This is a genomic window from Streptomyces sp. NPDC032940 (genome assembly GCF_040636935.1).
In the GTDB taxonomy this organism is placed as follows: Bacteria; Actinomycetota; Actinomycetes; order Streptomycetales; family Streptomycetaceae; genus Streptomyces.
The window spans coordinates 1-19,110 of sequence record NZ_JBEZVJ010000010.1 but is presented as its reverse complement, the minus strand read 5'-3'; the positions used below and the strand labels follow the sequence as shown (position 1 = coordinate 19,110).

General features: G+C 72.7%; 21 protein-coding genes. 11 read left to right on the top strand and 10 right to left on the bottom strand.

The genetic code is table 11. From position 1 onward, the window contains the following. Nucleotides 1-213 precede the first annotated feature (213 nt). Nucleotides 214-396 (top strand): hypothetical protein, encoded by a 183-nt coding sequence (locus tag AB0E77_RS15200; RefSeq protein ID WP_187827720.1) that lies wholly within the window; start codon nucleotides 214-216, stop codon nucleotides 394-396. 4 nt (nucleotides 397-400) lie between these two features. On the opposite strand, the gene AB0E77_RS15195 is transcribed toward AB0E77_RS15200, so the two are convergent. The 3 genes from AB0E77_RS15195 to AB0E77_RS15185 all read right to left on the bottom strand — a co-directional run bounded on the left by AB0E77_RS15195 (nucleotide 401) and on the right by AB0E77_RS15185 (nucleotide 3,336). Next, nucleotides 401-1,789, bottom strand: coding sequence for a tannase/feruloyl esterase family alpha/beta hydrolase (locus AB0E77_RS15195; protein WP_361569980.1), 1,389 nt, complete (start codon nucleotides 1,787-1,789; stop codon nucleotides 401-403). Nucleotides 1,790-1,934: 145 nt separating this feature from the next. Next, nucleotides 1,935-2,900, bottom strand: a complete 966-nt coding sequence (locus AB0E77_RS15190) for a hypothetical protein (protein ID WP_361569978.1) — start codon at nucleotides 2,898-2,900, stop codon at nucleotides 1,935-1,937. Nucleotides 2,901-3,039: 139 nt separating this feature from the next. Further along, the gene (locus tag AB0E77_RS15185; protein WP_361569976.1) at nucleotides 3,040-3,336 is read right to left on the bottom strand and encodes a hypothetical protein; all 297 of its coding nucleotides are present in this window, start codon (nucleotides 3,334-3,336) and stop codon (nucleotides 3,040-3,042) included. A 98-nt stretch (nucleotides 3,337-3,434) separates the two neighbouring features. Between AB0E77_RS15185 and AB0E77_RS15180 the strand changes: the two genes are divergently transcribed. Then, nucleotides 3,435-4,331: an oxygenase MpaB family protein gene (locus tag AB0E77_RS15180; RefSeq protein WP_361569974.1), complete on the top strand. Its 897-nt coding sequence runs from the start codon at nucleotides 3,435-3,437 to the stop codon at nucleotides 4,329-4,331. A gap of 23 nt (nucleotides 4,332-4,354) precedes the next feature. Here the strand turns inward: AB0E77_RS15180 and AB0E77_RS15175 are convergent, their stop codons facing one another. Further along, nucleotides 4,355-4,879, bottom strand: a complete 525-nt coding sequence (locus AB0E77_RS15175) for a PadR family transcriptional regulator (protein WP_361569972.1) — start codon at nucleotides 4,877-4,879, stop codon at nucleotides 4,355-4,357. 183 nt (nucleotides 4,880-5,062) lie between these two features. On the opposite strand from AB0E77_RS15175, the gene AB0E77_RS15170 reads away from it, so the two are divergent. Continuing rightward, nucleotides 5,063-5,818: an alpha/beta hydrolase gene (locus tag AB0E77_RS15170; RefSeq protein ID WP_361569970.1), complete on the top strand. Its 756-nt coding sequence runs from the start codon at nucleotides 5,063-5,065 to the stop codon at nucleotides 5,816-5,818. Nucleotides 5,819-5,822: 4 nt separating this feature from the next. Here the strand turns inward: AB0E77_RS15170 and AB0E77_RS15165 are convergent, their stop codons facing one another. Beyond that, nucleotides 5,823-6,422 (bottom strand): class I SAM-dependent methyltransferase, encoded by a 600-nt coding sequence (locus AB0E77_RS15165; RefSeq protein WP_361569968.1) that lies wholly within the window; start codon nucleotides 6,420-6,422, stop codon nucleotides 5,823-5,825. A gap of 152 nt (nucleotides 6,423-6,574) precedes the next feature. On the opposite strand from AB0E77_RS15165, the gene AB0E77_RS15160 reads away from it, so the two are divergent. From AB0E77_RS15160 to AB0E77_RS15140, 5 genes are all read left to right on the top strand, one after another. Next, nucleotides 6,575-7,348, top strand: a complete 774-nt coding sequence (locus AB0E77_RS15160; protein ID WP_361569966.1) for an MHYT domain-containing protein — start codon at nucleotides 6,575-6,577, stop codon at nucleotides 7,346-7,348. A 67-nt stretch (nucleotides 7,349-7,415) separates the two neighbouring features. Beyond that, nucleotides 7,416-10,028: a sensor histidine kinase gene (locus AB0E77_RS15155; RefSeq protein WP_361569964.1), complete on the top strand. Its 2,613-nt coding sequence runs from the start codon at nucleotides 7,416-7,418 to the stop codon at nucleotides 10,026-10,028. Continuing rightward, nucleotides 10,025-10,462 (top strand): roadblock/LC7 domain-containing protein, encoded by a 438-nt coding sequence (locus AB0E77_RS15150; protein ID WP_361569963.1) that lies wholly within the window; start codon nucleotides 10,025-10,027, stop codon nucleotides 10,460-10,462. Before AB0E77_RS15155 ends, AB0E77_RS15150 begins: the two co-directional genes overlap by 4 nt. Before the next feature lie 22 nt (nucleotides 10,463-10,484). Further along, nucleotides 10,485-10,898, top strand: coding sequence for a DUF742 domain-containing protein (locus tag AB0E77_RS15145; protein ID WP_361569961.1), 414 nt, complete (start codon nucleotides 10,485-10,487; stop codon nucleotides 10,896-10,898). A 34-nt stretch (nucleotides 10,899-10,932) separates the two neighbouring features. After that, a complete protein-coding gene (locus AB0E77_RS15140) occupies nucleotides 10,933-11,571 on the top strand; it encodes an ATP/GTP-binding protein (protein ID WP_361569960.1) in 639 nt (212 codons plus the stop codon). A 32-nt stretch (nucleotides 11,572-11,603) separates the two neighbouring features. Here AB0E77_RS15140 and AB0E77_RS15135 read toward each other — a convergent pair whose 3' ends face one another. After that, on the bottom strand, nucleotides 11,604-12,032 hold the full coding sequence (locus AB0E77_RS15135; RefSeq protein ID WP_361569959.1) for a PPOX class F420-dependent oxidoreductase: 429 nt from the start codon (nucleotides 12,030-12,032) through the stop codon (nucleotides 11,604-11,606). A gap of 106 nt (nucleotides 12,033-12,138) precedes the next feature. Here AB0E77_RS15135 and AB0E77_RS15130 point away from each other — a divergent pair, with 106 nt between their 5' ends. Together AB0E77_RS15130 and AB0E77_RS15125 are read left to right on the top strand one after the other, a co-directional pair. Next, nucleotides 12,139-12,552: a roadblock/LC7 domain-containing protein gene (locus AB0E77_RS15130; protein ID WP_361569957.1), complete on the top strand. Its 414-nt coding sequence runs from the start codon at nucleotides 12,139-12,141 to the stop codon at nucleotides 12,550-12,552. Between the two features lie 137 nt (nucleotides 12,553-12,689). After that, complete coding sequence (locus AB0E77_RS15125) at nucleotides 12,690-13,580, top strand: DUF6397 family protein (protein WP_361569955.1); 891 nt, start codon at nucleotides 12,690-12,692, stop codon at nucleotides 13,578-13,580. 19 nt (nucleotides 13,581-13,599) lie between these two features. Here AB0E77_RS15125 and AB0E77_RS15120 read toward each other — a convergent pair whose 3' ends face one another. Both AB0E77_RS15120 and AB0E77_RS15115 read right to left on the bottom strand, forming a co-directional pair. Next, the gene (locus tag AB0E77_RS15120; protein ID WP_361569953.1) at nucleotides 13,600-14,466 is read right to left on the bottom strand and encodes an acyl-CoA thioesterase II; all 867 of its coding nucleotides are present in this window, start codon (nucleotides 14,464-14,466) and stop codon (nucleotides 13,600-13,602) included. Between the two features lie 19 nt (nucleotides 14,467-14,485). After that, a complete protein-coding gene (locus AB0E77_RS15115; protein ID WP_361569951.1) occupies nucleotides 14,486-16,999 on the bottom strand; it encodes a DUF3516 domain-containing protein in 2,514 nt (837 codons plus the stop codon). Between the two features lie 157 nt (nucleotides 17,000-17,156). On the opposite strand from AB0E77_RS15115, the gene AB0E77_RS15110 reads away from it, so the two are divergent. Continuing rightward, nucleotides 17,157-17,951 (top strand): metal-dependent hydrolase, encoded by a 795-nt coding sequence (locus AB0E77_RS15110; RefSeq protein ID WP_361569949.1) that lies wholly within the window; start codon nucleotides 17,157-17,159, stop codon nucleotides 17,949-17,951. 71 nt (nucleotides 17,952-18,022) lie between these two features. Here AB0E77_RS15110 and AB0E77_RS15105 read toward each other — a convergent pair whose 3' ends face one another. Further along, nucleotides 18,023-18,298, bottom strand: coding sequence for a type B 50S ribosomal protein L31 (locus AB0E77_RS15105; protein ID WP_361569948.1), 276 nt, complete (start codon nucleotides 18,296-18,298; stop codon nucleotides 18,023-18,025). 63 nt (nucleotides 18,299-18,361) lie between these two features. Beyond that, entirely contained in the window at nucleotides 18,362-18,832 is a 471-nt protein-coding gene (locus AB0E77_RS15100; RefSeq protein ID WP_361569947.1) for a DUF5709 domain-containing protein, read from the bottom strand. Between the last annotated feature and the right edge of the window lie 278 nt (nucleotides 18,833-19,110).

Here is a 19,110-nt window from a genome sequence, read left to right as displayed (position 1 = left end):
CGACGTCCCGGGTGTCGCTCCGCCGTGTTGTGCGTCACTATCCGGTCAGGGGCGCTGCGGCGCCGTCACCGGCCGACGGCTTTCTCAGGGTGGCCTCGGGGGTGCGGCCTCAGGGACCTCTCAGGGGTCTCTCAGGGGCGAGGCCCGGAACTGCGGGAAGCGCGGGCCCGTTTTCCAGACAGAGAGCGGCATTGGCCGCGAAGGAGGCGCACCATGTCGAAGAACGCCAAGATCGCCGCGGGGGGTGTGGCGGCCGGGCTCATCCTGCTGATCTGGCTGCCCTGGTGGGCCGCCCTGCTGATCATCCTCGGAGTCCCGGCCGCCGCGTACCTCACACTGGACCCCTCGCAGCGGCGCAGGCTGCGCCGCGTCACACGCAAGGAGCTCGGCCGCTGACGCGCTAACGCCGTGCCGGGGCGCCCTCGCCCAGGTCACAGGAGTCGACCAGGTCGCCGTCCGCCGGCCTGCCGACCGTGTGGTCGGCGGGCGGCGGGGTGCCCCGCTCCACCCATCCGGTCAGCGCGTCGAACGCCGACCGGAAGCAGGGCAGGATCGGACGCAGCCCGCCGGGATAGGAGTCGTACAGCCCGTCGACGTGCGTGCCGGCCTCGATCGTGTAGTAGCGGTGCAGCCGGCCTCGGCCGCTCGCGTCGACCATGCGCGCGTACACGTCGGAGTCGGCGGCCTTGGGCAGCAGCGCGTCGAGGTCGCCGTGCAGGGTGATCAGCGGTTTCCCGACGCGCCCCGTCAGGGCCACCCGGGCCACGGCACGGTGGACGGACGCGGGGCGTGCCGCGTAGTCGTAGACCGCGTCGGCGGGACACGGCGCCAGGATCTCCTCGAGCGAGGACCCGGCCGACGGACCCGGGCAGGCGGGATCGTAGGCCGGGTCGAACTCGGCGCGGTAGATCTTCTGGGTCAGGCCCCAGTAGGCCTTCTCGTGGTACGGCCACAGGAATTCCGAGCCGGGCGCGAAGCCCGCCGCGTACATGTCCTCGTCCCGCGCCGCGCCGAGGGAGCGGGCCACCGCGGTGGGCAGGGAGGTGAGCAGGCCGGGGCCGTCCGCCGTCCACAGCGCGCCCTCCCAGTCCACGCCGCCGTCGTACAGCTCCGGGTGGTTCTCCAGCTGCCAGCGGGTGAGGTAGCCGCCGTTGGAGATGCCGGCCACGTACGTGCGGCGCGGCGCGTGTCCGTAGCGCTGTGCCACCACTCGCCGGGCGGCACGGGTGAGCTCCGTGGTCCGCGAGTTCCACTCGGCGACCGCGTCTCCCGGCCGCACGCCGTCCCGGTAGAAGTCCGCCCCGCTGTTGCCCTTGTCGGTCGCGGCGTAGGCGTACCCCTGTGCCAGGGCCCGGTCGGAGATCGCCTTGTCCGTCGCGTACTGCTTGCGCGTGCCCGGCGCGCCCGTCACGACGAGGCCGCCGTTCCAGTGGTCCGGGAGCCGGATCACGAACTGGGCGTCGTGCTGCCAGCCATGCGTGGCGTTGAAGCGGGAGGAGTCCGGGAAGTAGCCGTCGACCTGGATTCCCGGGACCCCGGACGGTGTGCGGGTGCCCGCGGCCGTCAGGCCGGCCTGGTCGGCCGGGTCCGTGTAGTCCGTGCCCGCCAGCCCGGTGGTCGTCAGGTCGGCCAGACAGGCGCTTCGCTGCAGTGCGGCGCCCGGCACCCGCACACGCTCCTGGCGGCCGCAGTGCTCACCGCCCTCCGCCGCGCCGGCGGGGGACGGGCCGGTGAGCGCCGCCGCCGTCAGCGCGGCGGCGAGCAGGGGGACGGCACGGGACGGACGCATGGAGGACCTCCGGGGCGCGACGTGGGAGTGGAGCCGATGGCCGCCCCATCGTGCGGGCCCGATCCGCCCTCATCCATGGGCTGGAGCCACATGTCGGCACAACTGCGCATGGAGGTTGAAGACAGCGGGTGCGTCCCCACCCGGTTCAGAGAGGCCGGACCGCCATCTTGTCGAGGGCGTCCAGCAGGCCGGGCAGTTCCGGGCCGCGGCCCACCGGCAGCACCTCACCGGGTTCCTCGTCGAGCAGGACGAAGGCGATGTCGTCGGTTCTGGCCACGAGGGACCAGCCGGGGCCGTCGGCGCGCAGCGTCCGCGCGTCGCCCGGCGCGAACGACGACCGGACCCGCCCGAGCGGCGGCGGCGTGTCCACGTAGGCGCGGGCCTCCGCGAGCACCCGCCGGACACCGCCGTGCCCGGGGGCCCCGGCCGCGGCGGTCGAGTCGGCAGCTCGCGTGACGGCGTCGGCGGTCGCAGAGGTCTCAGCGGCGTCCGCGTGCTTTCCGCCCGCCACGTGCTCCGGTTCGGCACCGTCTCCCGGTCCGGTGTCCGTGCCACCGCCGGCCTCAGACGCATCCCCGGCGTCCGCGGTCTCCCCGCCCGGCACCGGGAAGTCGGAGTCGTCCACCTGCTCGCGCCACTGCGCCCACTGGAGCGCTATCTCGTCGGCGCCCAGGCGCCGCTGGGCGGGCCCCCACACCGCGGTGTCCGGCGGAGCCAGCGGGGCCTGTCCGGCCAGCTCGGGGTCCGGGTCGTGAGGCGCGGGCACGCCCGGGGCCGCCACGGCGACCGCCAGGGGCCAGCCGGGCAGGGCGGCGACGACCGTACGCTCGTCCGGCGACAGGTCGTACTCCATCCCGCAGTCCCAGGAGGCCACGGCGACGGCGACCAGCGAGACGTCGTCGATGACGACGGTCCACCGGGCGCCGTCCCCGTCCTGGCCGAGCACCAGGCCGTAGCCGTCGGCCAGCGGCGGGAGACCGAGCGCGGCGCACGCCTCCGGATAGTCGTCGCCCAGCACACTCGGGAACTTCGCCGGCGTCAGCAGCACCGCCGTGAGCACGTAGAGCGCATCGTCCGCGGCGGCGACGGTGTCCTCTTCCGTCCCTGCCATCCCAGCCTCCCCATCGGTTCGTCCAACGGCGCGCACCCTAGTGCGACCAAGAGTCCCTTGTCACGAGCCCCGCACCCGGCCGAGCTGCAGTTTTCCGGCTGGACGGGGGCGAATCGACCACCACCGAGGACCGGGCGCGTCACAGCGTCGGAAGCCCGAGCAGCGCACGGGCCACGTCCCGCGGCGACTCGTCGCGTTCCCGCGCGAGCGCGACGACCGCCCGGCACGCCAGTTCGTTCACGCCGAAGGACAGGGCCTCCGGTGACACCCAGCCCGCGGCCTCGTCGATGCCTTCCTGATCGTCGTCGGCACACGCCGAGACGTACGCGGCGGCGGCCTCGAACAGATTGTGCGAACGCGTGTCCCTCTCCGCCTTCCCCTCCGCGCGCCGGGTCTCGACCCAAGCGTCCCAGGCCCTGCGGGTCCTGCCGAACACACTGACCACCCTCCCCCTGTCGTTCGTGCTCGCCGATCGTGCATCTCGCGCTACTCAACGTAGAGTTGAAGCCTCGACGGCAGAAGGGGACAGCCACCGTGAAGCGCTTCGAACGGCTCGGGGAGATCCGGCGGATGGACCCGCACAAGGACGCTTCGGAGATCTACCGGCTCTCCTCCGCCTATGAGTTCCCCTGGGACTTCACCCGCGCGCTCGAACTCGCCCTCTACCGCACCTACGCCGTGCCCAGCATCGGCCGGCTCCTGGCCGAGACGGCGGAGCTCACGGACCGCTCCCAGAAGCGGTACGACGACACCGTGCTGCTCCTCGACGCCGTCGTCGAGCACGGCTTCGGCAGCGACGAGGGCCGTACGGCGATCCGCCGCATCAACCAGATGCACCGCAGTTACGACATCACCGACGACGACATGCGGTACGTCCTGTGCACCTTCGTCGTGATGCCCAAGCGCTGGATCGACGCCTACGGATGGCGCAGGATGTCCCGCCACGAGACCGTCGCCTGCGCCATCCACTACCGCACGCTCGGGCGGCACATGGGCATCAAGGACATCCCGGAGACCTACCAGGAGTTCGAGGACTTCCTCGACGCCTACGAACAGGCGCACTTCGCCTGGGACGAGGGCGCGCGCCGGGTCTCCGACGCCACGCTCGACCTGATGACCTCCTGGTACCCGCGCCCCCTCGCGCCCCTCCTGCGGACCGGCACACTCGCCCTGCTCGACGAGCCCCTGCTGCGGGCCTTCCGCTACACCCCGCCGTCTCCCGCCACCCGCGCGCTCGTGCGCGGCGCCGTTCGGTTGCGGGGGCGCGCGGTGCGCCTCATGCCACCGCGCCGGGCCCCGCACCACGCCCGGCAGAACCGGGAGGTCAAGGGCTACCCGAACGGCTACCGGCTGGCGGACCTGGGCACCCGCCCCGTCCCGGGTGTCGGGGGCTGTCCCGTGCGCCACATCGACACGTCGGCCGTCGAGTGAGCCCCGCGCGGCAAGGAGGCGCATCAGCCGTCGAGCGAACCGATCGTCTCCCGCAGCCAGCTGAGTTCGGCGCGCGAGGTCGCCCGCGCGATGGTCAGCACGCCGCGGCGGAAGGGATCGTCCAGTTCCTCGGCGCGCAGCGGCCGGTCACCGTCGTAGAAGAAGCTCGCGGGCTCCTCCAGGAAGGCCAGACGGCGGCGTAGTACGGCGGCCTGGGCGGCGTCGTCGTCGAGGTGCCGGAGGAAGGCGAGCACCGTGAACCAGCGGTTCTCGTCGCTGATGTCACGCTCCGCGGGCTCGGCGAGCCGACGGAGCAGTTCGCGTCCGCCCTCCTCGGTGAGCGTCAGAACGTGACGGGGGGCGGCGACAGAGCCGGGCTGCGTGGTGCGCGCGAGCAGCCCGGCCTTCTCCAGACGCTTGATCGCGGGATAGAGCGTGCTCTCGGCGACGGGGCGCACATGGCCGGTGAGCGCGCTGATGCGCTTGCGCAGTTCGTAGCCGTGCAGCGGGGAGTCGTAGAGGAAACCGAGGATGGCGAGCTCGAGCATGCCCGCATTCTCGCGTACGGCCGGTGTACATCGGACGGCCCCTACCCCGGTTCATGGTTACCACGGTCCATGGTTACACCGGTCCATGAATACCTCGTACTATGAATACCTCGCATCCGATGTATTCTCCTCGCCGTGTGCCGGAGCGCCGCTCCGCCCGACGAAGGGGAGACGTGAGACGTGATGAGAGAGACCGAGTTCGACGGCAGGGGAAGCCGCATCCGCTGGACGGAGACGCCGGGGGCGGAACCGGCGCGGGTGTACGTGCACGGGCTCGGCGCGATGTCCTCCGTCTACCACGCGCACCTCGCCTCCCGCCCCGACCTCGCGGGCCGGCGCAGCCTCTTCGTCGACCTGCCCGGCCACGGGATCAGCGACCGGCCACAGGACTTCGGCTACACCCTCGACGACCACGCCGGGGCGCTCGCCTCGGCGCTGGACGCGGCGGGAGTGGGGGGTGCCGAGCTGATCGCGCACAGCATGGGCGGCGCCGTGGCCATCGTCCTGGCCCACCGGCGGCCCGAGCTGGTCTCCCGCCTCGTCCTCACCGAGGCCAACCTCGACGCCTTCCCGCCGTCGGGCGCCGGCAGCAGCGGCATCGCCGCCCACGACGAGGACGACTTCGTGAACGGTGCCCACGCGCGCGTGCTCGAGAGCGTCGGCCCGCAGTGGGCCGCGACGATGAGGCTGGCCGATCCGCGTGCCCTGCACCGTTCCGCCGTCGGTCTGCGGCGCGGCTCCGAGCCCGTGATGCGCACCCTGCTCGAAGGGCTGGGCGTCGACCGCGTGTATCTGCAGGGCGCGCTCAGCGGCGAACTGGCCGGCCGGCAAGCCCTGGAGGCGGCGGGCGTGCGCGTGGTGACCGTGCCGGACGCCGGGCACAACGTCATGTTCGACAATCCGGACGCCTTCGCGGCGGCCGTCGCGGGGCCGGCCTGAGCGGTCAGCCCTCGCGGACGGCCAGTGCGAGGAACCGGGCGTCCTCGTCGGCGTACGACGTCATGCGCCACCCGGAACCGGCCAGCAGCAGCCGGAGGTTGGGCTCGGCGCGCAGGTCGTCCGGGGTGAGCGTCCGCCCCTGCCGCGCCGCGAGCGCCGCCCTGCCGACCGGGTGGAACAGCGCCAGCACACCACCGGGGCGCACCACCCGCGCCAGCTCGGCCAGATCGCCCGCCGGATCGGGCAGATGGGCGATCAGCCCCGCCGCGAACACGGCGTCCAGCGAGCGCGAACGCAGCGGCAGCGCGGTCACGTCGGCCACGAGCAGCGCCCCGTCCCGGTCCCGCCCGGCCCGAGCGGCGGCCTCCAGCATGGCCGGGGTCAGGTCGGCGCCGGCGACCACCCCCGACGGGCCCACGGCCGCCCGCAGCGGCGGCAGGGCCCGTCCGGTGCCGCAGCCCGCGTCGAGCACCCGGTCGCCCTCGCGCAGACCCAGTTCGGCGACGGCGGCCGCGTAGGCGGGGCCGTCGTCGGGGAACCGCCTGTCCCAGTCGGCGGCGCGGGTGCCGAAGAACTCCCGGACGTGTGTGTGGTCGTCGCTCATGCCCCGCATGATCCCCCAATCGCCACCGAGGACGCCGCAGCGCACACGTTCGAGCGTGACGCGATCGTTCCAGCACCTCTCTGTGTCATATCCCAACAGCTTTCGAACGCGCCCCCGTTGTGCGCCCCCGGCGGGACTAGCGTCCCGGGGCCATGGGACACCTGGACCACGCCGCCCTGGGCTGGCTGACACCCGCGCTGTCGTACGCGATGGCCTGCACCGGCGCCGCCCTCGGACTGCGCTGCACCGTGCGCGCCCTCGGCGCCACCGGGCGCTCGCGCCGCAACTGGCTCCTCACCGCGGCCACCGCGATCGGCACCGGCATCTGGACGATGCACTTCGTCGCCATGCTCGGCTTCCGGGTCGGCGGCACCGACATCCGCTACGACGTGCCTCTCACTCTCACGAGCCTGCTCGTCGCCATGCTCGTCGTCTGCGCCGGCGTCTTCACCGTGGGGTACAGCCGCGACCGCGGCCGCGCGCTCCTGCTCGGCGGCCTCACCACGGGGCTCGGCGTCGCGAGCATGCACTACCTCGGCATGGCGGCCGTGCGCCTGCACGGCGACGTGAGCTACGACCCGACGCGGGTCGTCCTCTCCGTGGTGATCGCCGTCGCCGCGGCCACGGTGGCGCTGTGGGCCGCGCTCAACATCAGTTCGCCCCTCGCGGTCACCCTCGCGTCCCTGCTCATGGGCGCGGCGGTGAGCAGCATGCACTACACCGGCATGTTCGCCGTGAGCGTGCGGGTCACACCGTCCGGCGAGAGCCTGCCCGGGGCCACGGCGATGCAGTTCATCTTCCCCCTCGCCGTCGGCCTCGGGTCCTACCTCTTCCTGACCTCGGCCTTCGTCGCGCTGTCACCGGCCGCGGGGGCGCGCGGGGCGACCGCTTCGGCTCAGCAGCCCGCCCGGAGCCCCGCACGGTGACGACGGCCCGGAGCACCGGCGGCCCGGAGACGGTGCCCGCATCGAACCAGTCAGAAGCGAGGAGGCCATGCGCACACCCCGTACGACCCCTGCGACCGGCACCCGGACGCCCGCGCCGCCGCCCGTGCGCGGCCGTCGGGCGCACGCCGGACCACCGGCCGACGAGGGCCCGCAGGAGCCCGCGGACGAGGCACCGGGCCCGGCTCCCTCGCGCGCGTGGCGCTCACGCATGCGCCCGGGCACCGTGCGCGCCAAGATCGTGTGCTTGCTGATGGTGCCCGTGGTCTCGCTCCTGGCCCTGTGGGCGTACGCTACCGTCACCACTGCCCAGGACGTCTCCCGGCTGCGTCAGATCCAGCGGGTGGACGCCCAGGTCCGGGCCCCGGTGAGTGCCGCCGTCGCCGCGTTGCAGGCCGAGCGGACGGCTGCCGTACGCCGCGCCGCCGACCCCTCGGCGGTGTCCGTCGGCGACTACGAGGAACTGTCCGCCCGCACCGACCGTGCCGTCGCGAAGCTGCGGCTCGGCGACGACAGCACCGTCGCCGACAGCGGGGAACTGCCCGCCCGGGTGGCGCGGCGGCTCGAGGCGTTCGTCACCGGCGCCGAGGAACTGGGTCCGCTGCGCAGCGCCGTGCTCGAGCGCCGCGCGGACTGGGCGGAGACCTGCCAGCGGTACACGACGGCCATCTCGGCGGCCTTCGGGGTGGGCGGTGCCCTCAGCGGCGTCCTGGACGCGGATCTCGGGTCCGACGCGCGCGTGCTGGTCGAGTTCGCCCGTGCGGGCGAGGCGCTGGCCCAGGAGGACGCCGTGCTCGCCGGTGCCCGGCTCGCCGGCACCCTCGACGGTGAGCGACTGCGGCTGTTCGCCGGCGCCGTCGGCGCCCGCCGGGCCCTCACCGAGTCCGCCGTCGCCGACCTGCGCGGGTCGGAACGCGCCGCCTGGCTGGAACTCGCCGACGGCGCCGCCTACACGACGGTGAGCGCCACAGAGGGACGGCTGCTGGACGCAGGTGCGGACGGCCGGACGATCGCGGCATCCGGCAGCGCTTGGGACAGGGCCCACGCGCGGGTGCGGGACGGCATGCGGAGCATCGAGGCGGACGCCGGGCGAGGCGTCGCCGGCCGGGCCGACCCGTTCGCCCGCGGTCTGCTCACCCCGGCCGGGGCAGCCGTCCTCTTCGGTCTGCTCGCCGTCGCCGCGTCCCTGGTCATCTCGGTCCGCATCGGCCGCGGCCTCGTGGTCGAACTGGTGAGTCTGCGCGACAGCGCCCTGGAGATCGCCCGGCACAAGCTGCCCGAGGCCATGCGCCGCCTGCGCACGGGCGAGGAGATCGACATCCGCGCCGAGGCCCCGCCCGGAGCGCCCGCCGAGGACGAGGCCGGGCAGGTCGCCGAGGCCCTGGGCACCGTGCACCGCGCCGCGCTGCGGGCCGCCGTCGAGCGCGCCGAGCTCGCCAGCGGCATCTCCGGCGTCTTCGTCAACCTCGCCCGCCGCAGCCAGACCCTCGTCCACCGCCAGCTGAGCCTCCTCGACAGCATGGAACGCCGCTCCGACGACCCGGACGAACTGAGCGACCTGTTCCGCCTCGACCACCTCACCACCCGGATGCGCCGCCACGCCGAGAGTCTGATCATCCTCTCCGGGGCGGCCCCCGGACGCGCCTGGCGCATGCCGGTCCCGCTGACCGACGTCGTCCGTGCGGCGGTCTCGGAGGTCGAGGACTACGCGCGCGTGGAGGTACGGCAACTGCCCGACGCGTCCGTCGTCGGCGCGGGCGTGGCCGACCTCACCCACCTCGTCGCCGAACTCATCGAGAACGCCGCCCAGTTCTCGCCGCCCCACACGCGGGTGAGCGTCACCGGCGAGCCCGTCGGCAACGGCTACGCGCTCGAGGTGGAGGACCGAGGGCTCGGCATGGGACAGGAAGCCCTGGCGGAGGCCAACCGCCGCATCGCCCAGTCGGAGGCGCTCGACCTGTTCGACAGCGACCGGCTCGGTCTGTTCGTGGTCAGCCGGCTCGCGTCCCGGCACGGCATCAAGGTCCATCTGAGGACCTCGCCCTACGGCGGCACCACCGCCGTCGTCCTCCTGCCCACGGCTCTTCTGCACGGCGGAGCGGCGGAGCGTTCCCCCGGGGACGCCCGACCGAGGGATGCGCAGCCACGACGTTCACCGGAAGCGGCGGACAGGACAGCCGCAGAGAGGGCGGCAGATCCGGAACAGCACGGATACGCCCGCGTGCCCGTCGGCATCCCGCGCCAGGAGCCCGTCCCCGCACCGGCCGAACGACCCGCGCTGGTGGCGCCCGTACCCGCGGCGGAGACCACCACCAGCCGGCCGACAGGAGCCCCCAGCTTGCGTCTGCACCCGAACACCGGCCGGTCCGCCGGCGGGCCCACCGACCGGCACACCGAGCGAGCCGTGGAGTCCGACGGCCTCCCCCGCCGCGTACGCCAGGCCAGCCTCGCGCCCCAACTGCGCAACGGGCGACCGGAGGAACCCGCCAGGACCGACCCGGTGCACGACCAGGACGGGGACGAGCGCACCCCCGAACGCGTACGCGACCGCATGACGGCCTACCGCGACGGCTGGACGCGCGGCGGTGGCAGGCAACCCGGCCGCGGCGCCCCGCCCGGCGCGGCGACCACCCGCGACACCAGCGAAGGAGACCCCGCATGATCCAGGAACCCCGCACGCCCCCCGACCGGCGGACCGGCGAACTCGACTGGCTGCTGGACGACATGGTCGTGCGCGTGAGCGAGGTGCGGCACGCCGTCGTGCTGTCGAACGACGGGCTCGCCGTGGGCGCCTCGACCGGTCTCGGCCGCGAGGACGCCGAACACCTGGCCGCCGTCTCCTCCGGTTTCCACAGCCTCGCCAAGGGGGCGGGCCGGCACTTCGGCGCCGGGGGCGTGCGCCAGACCATGGTGGAGATGGACGACGCCTTCCTGTTCGTGGCCGCCGCGGGCGACGGCTCCTGCCTCGCCGTCCTGACCGCCGTCACCGCGGACATCGGCCTGGTCGCCTACGAGATGGCACGGCTGGTCAGACGGGTCGGCGAGCACCTGTACACGCCACCCCGCGCGGCGGCCCGGCCGCCCGCCGCAGGATGACGCGTGAGGGCGGGCCGCACAGATGACCGACGACATGACGCGCGGCGTCCCGGACCTGCCCGGCGGCCAGTGGTACGACAACGATGCGGGGCCCCTCGTCCGTCCCTACGCGATGACGGGCGGCCGCACCCACCCGGGCCCCTGCGGAGTGCCGTTCGACCTGATCGCCCTCGTCACCCTGGACCCGGGCGCACCCGCCACCGACCACGTCGCGCTCGGACCCGAGCACCGGGCCCTGATCGAGCTGTGCCGCACGGAGACCCAGTCGGTCGCCGAGCTCGCGGCCGACGCGGACCTGCCCGTGGGCGTCGTCCGGGTGCTCCTCGGCGACCTGGTCGAACTGGGCTCCGTGACCGTCAGCCGTCCCGTACCGCCCGCGCACCTTCCCGACGAGCGCATCCTGCGCGAGGTCATCGACGGGCTGCGTGCCCTGTAGAGGCCGCCCTGACCGAGAAGAAGAGGCCGCAGTCATGACAGCGAAGAACGCCCACGACGACTCGCCCGCCCACGACGTACACTCCGACGACACCGGCGGCGATGCGACCGCGCTGGCGCTGAAGATCCTGGTCGCCGGAGGATTCGGCGTCGGCAAGACCACCCTGGTGGGCGCGGTCAGCGAGATCAGACCGCTGCGCACGGAGGAACTGCTCAGCGAGGCCGGTCAAGGAGTGGACGACACCGGCGGCATCGACGAGAAGGTCACCACGACCGTCGCCATGGACTTCGGACGCATTACCATCCGGTCCGGGCTCTCCCTCTACCTCTTCGGCACGCCGGGCCAGGACCGCTTCTGGTTCCTGTGGGACGAACTCGCCCAGGGCGCCCTGGGCGCGGTCGTCCTCGCGGACACCCGCCGCCTGGAGGACTGCTTCCCGGCGGTGGACTACTTCGAGCACCGGCACATCCCGTTCGTGGTGGCCGTCAACTGCTTCGCGGGCGCCCGCCGTCATGGCGCCGACGACGTCCTGCGCGCCCTCGACCTCGACGCGGGAACGCCCGTGGTGCTGTGCGACGCGCGGGAACGCGACTCGGGGAAGGAGGTGTTGATTCGGCTGGTCGAGTACGCCGGGCGGATGCACACCGCCCGGCTGCTCGATTCGGTGCGGTGACCGGCTCACCGCACCGCGACGACGTCACCGCGTCAGTCCGCCACGGCCTTCTGCGCCATCACCTTGTCGACGGTGACACGGACCAGGAGTTCGCCCGGGACGCCGTTGCGGGCCCCGAACTCCTCGGCACGGTCCTCGCCCATGTACCGGGCGCCGATCCGTGCCGCCCAGTGCCTCAGTTCGCCGGGGTCGTCCACGATCCTCGCGCGGCCCTGCAGCACCACGAAGTCGAAGGGCGGCCGGTCGTCGTCGACGCACAGGGCCACCCTGCCGTCCCGGGCGAGATTGCGCCCCTTCACGGTGTTCTCGCCGGTGTTGAACACCACGTCGTCGCCGTCCAGCAGGAACCAGACCGGCGCCACATGCGGACTGCCGTCCTTGCGGACGGTGCAGAGCTTCGCCGTGCGGGTGCCGTCGGAGACGAACGCCCGCCACTCGTCATCGGTCATCTTCTGTGCCATGCACCCATCCTCCTTGCCCGAGGCACGGGTGTGGGGAAGGCTGGCGGGCAGATCCCCCGAGCAGGGGGAGACGAGGCATACGGGGACAACACGGGGAGAGCGGCTCATGGGGCAGAAGCAGGGACTCGGCTGGCTGCTGGACGACCTGACCGAGCGGGTGGAGCACGTACGGCATGCGCTGGTCCTGTCCAACGACGGCCTGGTGACCGGCGCGAGCACGGGGCTGCGCCGGGAGGACGCCGAGCACCTCGCCGCCGTCTCGTCCGGACTGCACAGCCTGGCCAAGGGCTCCGGCCGCCACTTCGGAGCCGGCGGAGTACGGCAGACGATGGTCGAGTTCGACGACGCGGTGCTGTTCGTCACGGCCGCGGGCTCCGGCAGCTGTCTGTGCGTGCTCAGCGGGGCGGAGTCCGACATCGGGCAGATCGCCTACGAGATGACCCTGCTCGTCAACCGGGTCGGCGAGCACCTCGACGTCGACGCCCGGCAGCCCGGCCAGAGTCCGACCATAGAGCTCTGACCAGGTCTTATGAAGCTCGTTGACGGTCTGCGTGGAGTTGTCCACAGGCCCGGACCGGGTGGCGCGACAGCCGCTACGGTTCTGTGTCGGGCGGCCGGGGACAGAGCCGGCCGGCGCACTCCACGAGGGAGACGAGCATGCCCGAGAAGACCATCACGCACGACCGTACGGCCACCGTGGTACACCTCACCACTGCCAGGGAGAATGCGGTCTCGCCGAGCCGGGCCGCACGGGAACTCGCACTGAGGCGAAGCGAGTTCGACATCGCCGTGCAGCTCGGACGAATCCGCACCGTCCCCGACGAAGGGGGAGGCGGACGACGCGTGCCCCGCGACGAGATCCGGCGGATCCGTACGGAGGCGGGCTTCCCCGATGCCCTGCGGGAGTGCGTCCGGACGGTGGGAACGACGGACGGCGCGGCCCTCCTGAAGGTGACGAAGCCGCGGTTCACCCGCCTGGCCCGGCTGGGGCTGCTGGTGCCGGCGACCTTCTCCGTCAACCGCTACCGGGCCGTCGTCTGGCGGTATCTCGCCGACGACCTACGGAAGTTCACGGCCGACGAGGGGAACACGGCGCTGCTGAGCGGGCGCACCCCGCAGGGCCTGCGCGACCAGCTCGCGGAAGGGCTGGACCTGCGCCCCCGCAACTGGCGGGGCCGGTACCTCGAGTGTCAGCTGCGCCGGACGGACGACCCGTGGGCCCGGGCCGCCGCCGTGGCCTCGCTGCTCGACCCGGCCGACGTCTCCGAGATCGTCAAGGACCCCTACGAGCGCTCCCGGCTGAGCCGGCTGCGCCCGGACCGCCCGGTCCACGGCTCACCGGGTTCCCCGGCCGCGCGGATCGCCGAGGAGCTCATGACGGCGGCCGAGCCGGACGAGATCGGCAAGCTCCGGGCCGACCTGGCGCACGAGGTGCGCGACGCACGCAGGCTCGGCGCGGTGCCGGCACCCTTCCCGGCGCGGCCCCGCGCCGAGGACTCCGGACGGATCCGCGGCCTGCTCAGTCGGCTCCGGCGCAGAGGCTCGTGACGCACGGGGGACTCGTGATCTACAGGGACCGGAACAGTCCTTCCTGGACTACGGACACGAGCAGGCGCCCCTCCACGTCGTAGATCCGCCCGCGGGCCAGTCCCCGCCCGCCGGTCGCGATCGGGGACTCCTGGTCGTACAGGAACCACTCGTCGGCACGGAACGGCCGGTGGAACCACATGGCGTGGTCCAGCGAGGCCATGTCGAAGCCCCGCGGCCCCCACAGCGGTTCCACCGGGATGCGCACGGCGTCCAGGAGGGTCATGTCGCTGGCGTAGGTCAGCGCGCAGGTGTGCACGAGCGGGTCGTCGCCGAGCGGGCCGACCGCGCGCATCCACACGGCGCTGCGCGGCTCCGCGCCCGCGACCTCGTCGGCGTTCCAGCGCAGCCGGTCGACATAGCGGATGTCGAAGGGCTGACGGCGGGCCATCCGCTCCAACTGCTCCGGCAATGCGCCCAGATGCTCCCGGAGCTCGTCCGGCAGTGTCGGCAGCGACTCGGGGTCCGGGACCTTGCGGGCCGGCGGCAGCTGGTGCTCGAAACTCCCCTGCTCAGGCTTGTGGAAGGAGGCGGTGAGCGTGAAAATCGTGCGGCCCTGCTGCACGGCGGTGACCCGGCGGGTCGTGAACGACCTTCCGTCCCGGTCCCGTTCGACCTGGTACACGATCGGCACGCCCGGACGCCCTGGACGCAGGAAGTACGCGTGCAGCGAGTGCACCGGGCGGTCGCCCTCCGTGGTGCGCCCGGCGGCGACCAGCGCCTGGCCGGCCACCTGGCCGCCGAAGACCCGCTGCAGCGACTCCTCGGGGCTGCGGCCACGGAAGATGTTGACCTCGATCTGCTCCAGGTCGAGCAGGTCGACGAGGCTCTCTGCCGGGTTCGTCATCGGTGGAACTCTCCTGTGCTCACAGCTGGCCGACATCGGTGACCCGGACGACCGCCCGGCCCTCGGCGTCCGAGGCCGCGAGATCGACCTCGGCGCTGATGCCCCAGTCGTGGTCGTCGTTCGGGTCGTCGAAGATCTGCCGCACACGCCACAGACCGTTCCTCGGCTCCTCCTCGATCACCAGCAGCCTGGGGCCGCGGGCGTCGGGACCGGTGCCGAGGTCGTCGTACTCGTCCCAGTACCTGTCCATGGCCTCGCCCCACGCGTCGGCGTCCCAGCCGGCGTCGGCGTCCATCTCGCCCAGTTCCTCCACCTGGTCCAGGGCGGCGAGCTCGACCCGGCGGAACATGGCGTTGCGGACGAGGACGCGGAAGGCGCGCGCGTTGGCAGTGACCGGCCGTACCTGGTCGGCCTTCTCCTGGGCCTCCTCGGCGGTCATCACCTCGGGGTTGGCGAGCTGCTCCCACTCGTCCAGCAGGCTGGAGTCGACCTGGCGCACCATCTCGCCGAGCCACTCGATCAGGTCCTGGAGGTCCTCGGACTTCAGGTCGTCGGGGACGGTGTGGTCGAGGGCCTTGTACGCGCTGGCGAGGTAGCGCAGCACGATGCCCTCGGTGCGGGCCAGCTCGTAGTGGGAGACCAGCTCCGTGAAGGTCAGCGCCCGCTCGTACATGTCCCGGATGACCGACTTCGGCGACAGCGGGTGGTCACCGACCCACGGGTGGCTCCTGCGGTACGTGTCGTACGCGTGGAAGAGCAGCTCCTCCAGCGGCTTCGGGTACGTGATGTCCTGGAGGCGCTCCATGCGCTCCTCGTACTCGACGCCGTCCGCCTTCATCGCGGCCACGGCCTCGCCGCGCGCCTTGTTCTGCTGGGCGGCGAGGATCTGCCGCGGATCGTCCAGCGTGGACTCCACCACGGACACCATGTCCAGCGCGTACGACGGCGACTCGGGATCCAGCAGCTCGAACGCGGCCAGCGCGAAGGTGGACAGCGGCTGGTTCAGCGCGAAGTCCTGCTGGAGGTCCACGGTGAGGCGGACGATGCGGCCCTCGGCGTCGGGCTGGTCGAGCTTCTCGACGATGCCGCCGTCCAGCAGCGAACGGTAGATGGCGATCGCCCGTCGGATGTGCCGCAGCTGCTGCCTGCGCGGCTCGTGGTTGTCCTCCAGCAGGTGCCGCATCGCCGCGAAGGCGTCGCCGGGCCGGGCGATCACCGACAGCAGCATGGTGTGCGTGACCCGGAAGCGGGAGGTCAGCGGCTCCGGCTCGGAGGCGATGAGCTTCTCGAACGTGCTCTCCGACCAGGCCACGAAGCCCTCGGGCGCTTTCTTGCGGACCACCTTGCGCCGCTTCTTCGGATCGTCACCGGCCTTGGCGAGCGCCTTCTCGTTCTCGATGACGTGCTCGGGCGCCTGGGCGACGACGAAGCCCTCGGTGTCGAATCCCGCGCGCCCGGCCCGGCCGGCGATCTGGTGGAACTCCCGGGCCCGCAGCGTACGCACCCGGGTGCCGTCGTACTTGGTCAGCGCCGTGAACAGCACCGTGCGGATCGGCACGTTGACGCCCACGCCGAGCGTGTCGGTCCCGCAGATCACCTTCAGCAGACCGGCCTGGGCCAGCTTCTCCACCAGCCGCCGGTACTTGGGCAGCATGCCGGCGTGGTGCACGCCGATGCCGTGCCGGACGTAACGGGACAGGTTGCGGCCGAACTTCGTGGTGAAGCGGAAGCTGCCGATCAGCTCGGCGATCTTCTCCTTCTCCTCGCGCGTGCACATGTTGATGCTCATCAGCGCCTGCGCCCGCTCCACGGCCTGCGCCTGCGTGAAGTGCACGATGTAGACGGGCGCCTGCCGGGTGTCGAGCAGGTCGGTCAGCGTCTCGGTGAGCGGCGTGTAGCGGTACTCGTAGGACAGCGGCACCGGGCGGGTGGCCGAACGGACCACGGCCGTGGGGCGGCCGGTGCGGCGCGCGAGGTCCTTCTCGAAGAACGAGACGTCGCCGAGCGTGGCCGACATCAGGACGAACTGGGCCTGCGGCAGCTCCAGCAGCGGGATCTGCCAGGCCCAGCCGCGGTCCGGCTCCGCATAGAAGTGGAACTCGTCCATGACGACCTGGCCGATGTCCGCGTGCTTGCCGTCGCGCAGCGCGATCGAGGCCAGCACCTCGGCGGTGCAGCAGATGACCGGGGCGTCGGCGTTCACCGAGGCGTCGCCGGTGAGCATGCCGACGTTCTCCGTGCCGAACAGCTTGCACAGCTCGAAGAACTTCTCCGACACCAGCGCCTTGATCGGAGCCGTGTAGAAGGTGACCTCGTCCCGGGCCAGCGCGGCGAAGTGAGCGCCCGCCGCGATCATGCTCTTGCCGGAGCCGGTGGGCGTCGACACGATCACGTTGGCGCCGGAGACCACCTCGATCAGCGCCTCCTCCTGATGGGGGTAGAGCGTGAGACCGCGCTCCTGGGCCCACGACTCGAAGGCTTCGTACAGGGCATCGGGATCGGCGGTCGGCGGGAGCTGGTCGATGAGGGTCACGCCCCCATCTTGCCTGGCCCGGGCCGCGATGGGGGAATCGGATGCCAGAACGAAGATCACGACCGCTACGCTGGGTCGCCGACGGCGCATCAGCGGGCCCGGAAGCGGATCCGGACAACTGGACAGCGGCACACGAGGAATGGGGCGGGCAACGGCGATGATGGGACCAGCACACTCACTCTCGGGCGCCGCGGCCTGGCTCGGAGTCGGCGCGGCCACCGCCGCGGCCGGACACCCGATGCCCTGGCCGGTGCTGCTCGTCGGCGCCCTGATCTGCGCGGGCGCCGCCCTCGCCCCGGACCTCGACCACAAGGCGGCCACCATCTCGCGGGCCTTCGGTCCGCTCTCCCGGTGGCTGTGCGAGATCGTCGACAAGCTGTCGTACGCCGTCTACAAGGCCACGAAGATGCGGGGCGACCCGCGCCGTTCCGGCGGGCACCGCACGCTCACGCACACCTGGCTGTGGGCCGTCCTGATCGGCGCGGGCACCTCCGCCCTGGCCATCACGGGCGGCCGCTGGGCGGTGCTCGGGATCCTCTTCGTGCACATGGTGCTGGCCATCGAGGGCCTGCTGTGGCGGGCGACCCGCGGCTCCAGCGCCGATGTGCTGGTCTGGCTGCTCGCCGCGACGAGCGCGTGGATCCTCGCCGGGACCCTGGACAAGACGGACGGCGGCGCGGACTGGCTGTTCACCGCGCCCGGCCAGGAGTACCTGTGGCTGGGACTGCCGATCGTGCTGGGCGCGCTGGTGCACGACATCGGGGACGCGCTGACCGTCTCGGGCTGCCCGATCCTGTGGCCCATACCGGTGGGCCGCAAGCGCTGGTACCCCATCGGTCCGCCGAAGGCCATGCGGTTCCGGGCGGGCAGCTGGGTGGAGCTGAAGGTGCTGATGCCGGCCTTCATGGTGCTCGGCGGAGTGGGCTGCGCGGCGGCGCTCAACTTCATCTGAGGCTTCGTCCGAGGCGCCCGCCGGGCCCACGCCACGCGGCCGTACGCCCCCGGGAGGAGCGCCCCGGCCCGTCAGCCGGCCCCGCGGCTGCCGTCCTGCCCCTCGCCGCTCCCGTAGCGCCGCTCGAAGCGGGCCACGCGTCCCTCGGAGTCCACCGTCCGGGCCTTGCCCGTGTAGAAGGGGTGGCTCTCCGAGGAGATCTCCACGTCCACCACCGGGTAGGTCTCCCCGTCGTCCCACGCGATGGTCTCCTCGCTGGTCGCGGTGGACCGGGTGAGGAAGGCGTATCCGGCGGCACGATCGCGGAAGACGACGGGCCGGTAGTCGGGGTGCTTGTCCTGCTGCATGGCTGCTCCTCGTACGGCGGGGATCGGTGCGGCGGGGGCAGGGGAACGCCGCGGCGGGTGGTGTCAGCCGGGCAGGGAGTCCTCGTCGACGACGTGCATCGCGGCCTCCTCCGCGGACGCCGCGGCCCCGTCGATGCCCACGTCCCTGGCGACCAGGGCCGGCTCCTCGTCCTCGTGTGTTCCCTCGTCCGGGGCCACGAGCCGGCCGGAGCGCTCCGCACCCACCTCGTCGTCCAGCAGCTCGCCGTCGGTGCCCTGGGAGTCGCCCAGGCCGTCGCCGTCGGGCGTGGGGGGATCCGGCTGCTCCTCGGCGAGCCGCTGGTCCAGCGTCTCGCCCCGGTGGCGTTCGGCGGCCGTCACACCGGTGTGCTCGACCGCCCAGGGGCGCTCGGGCGGGGACCAGCCCCGGTCGAGGGGATCGTCGACACCGTCGTACTCGAGGGTGTCCTCACCGTCGAGCAGCCCGGTGTCCTCCCTCTGCTCGGATCCGTCGGGCTGGTAGACGTCATCTCCCCATCCGTCGGCGCTGTTCACGGGTACCTCCAGGGGGTGGGGGCCGTCCCCTTCTCACCGTGGACCGCGGCGGGCCGCCGCTGCACGGGGCACAGGCGTCGCCCGTCGCCGCACCACGCGGTTGCCGGGCCTTCCCCGAGCCGGTGCCTTCTCCCAGCCTTCCACTCCCGTTCGGGACCGCGCAACGGCACGGGCCCCGGCCGGGGCCCGCGAGTCGAAAGCAGGTCGAGATTGCGATGAGCACTCGATGAGTACGCGATGAGTACGCCCATGAACTAGCGACGGTCCGGACGCAACCC

Excerpts from the sequence above, each read along its gene's own strand:
- AB0E77_RS15200 (WP_187827720.1), top strand. The coding sequence starts at position 214 with ATGTCGAAGAACGCCAAGATCGCCGCGGGGGGTGTGGCGGCCGGGCTC.
- AB0E77_RS15195 (WP_361569980.1), bottom strand. The coding sequence starts at position 1,789 with ATGCGTCCGTCCCGTGCCGTCCCCCTGCTCGCCGCCGCGCTGACGGCG.
- AB0E77_RS15190 (WP_361569978.1), bottom strand. The coding sequence starts at position 2,900 with ATGGCAGGGACGGAAGAGGACACCGTCGCCGCCGCGGACGATGCGCTC.
- AB0E77_RS15175 (WP_361569972.1), bottom strand. The coding sequence starts at position 4,879 with ATGCTCGAGCTCGCCATCCTCGGTTTCCTCTACGACTCCCCGCTGCAC.
- AB0E77_RS15170 (WP_361569970.1), top strand. The coding sequence starts at position 5,063 with ATGAGAGAGACCGAGTTCGACGGCAGGGGAAGCCGCATCCGCTGGACG.
- AB0E77_RS15165 (WP_361569968.1), bottom strand. The coding sequence starts at position 6,422 with ATGAGCGACGACCACACACACGTCCGGGAGTTCTTCGGCACCCGCGCC.
- AB0E77_RS15160 (WP_361569966.1), top strand. The coding sequence starts at position 6,575 with ATGGGACACCTGGACCACGCCGCCCTGGGCTGGCTGACACCCGCGCTG.
- AB0E77_RS15155 (WP_361569964.1), top strand. The coding sequence starts at position 7,416 with ATGCGCACACCCCGTACGACCCCTGCGACCGGCACCCGGACGCCCGCG.
- AB0E77_RS15150 (WP_361569963.1), top strand. The coding sequence starts at position 10,025 with ATGATCCAGGAACCCCGCACGCCCCCCGACCGGCGGACCGGCGAACTC.
- AB0E77_RS15145 (WP_361569961.1), top strand. The coding sequence starts at position 10,485 with ATGACCGACGACATGACGCGCGGCGTCCCGGACCTGCCCGGCGGCCAG.
- AB0E77_RS15140 (WP_361569960.1), top strand. The coding sequence starts at position 10,933 with ATGACAGCGAAGAACGCCCACGACGACTCGCCCGCCCACGACGTACAC.
- AB0E77_RS15135 (WP_361569959.1), bottom strand. The coding sequence starts at position 12,032 with ATGGCACAGAAGATGACCGATGACGAGTGGCGGGCGTTCGTCTCCGAC.
- AB0E77_RS15130 (WP_361569957.1), top strand. The coding sequence starts at position 12,139 with ATGGGGCAGAAGCAGGGACTCGGCTGGCTGCTGGACGACCTGACCGAG.
- AB0E77_RS15125 (WP_361569955.1), top strand. The coding sequence starts at position 12,690 with ATGCCCGAGAAGACCATCACGCACGACCGTACGGCCACCGTGGTACAC.
- AB0E77_RS15120 (WP_361569953.1), bottom strand. The coding sequence starts at position 14,466 with ATGACGAACCCGGCAGAGAGCCTCGTCGACCTGCTCGACCTGGAGCAG.
- AB0E77_RS15110 (WP_361569949.1), top strand. The coding sequence starts at position 17,157 with ATGATGGGACCAGCACACTCACTCTCGGGCGCCGCGGCCTGGCTCGGA.
- AB0E77_RS15105 (WP_361569948.1), bottom strand. The coding sequence starts at position 18,298 with ATGCAGCAGGACAAGCACCCCGACTACCGGCCCGTCGTCTTCCGCGAT.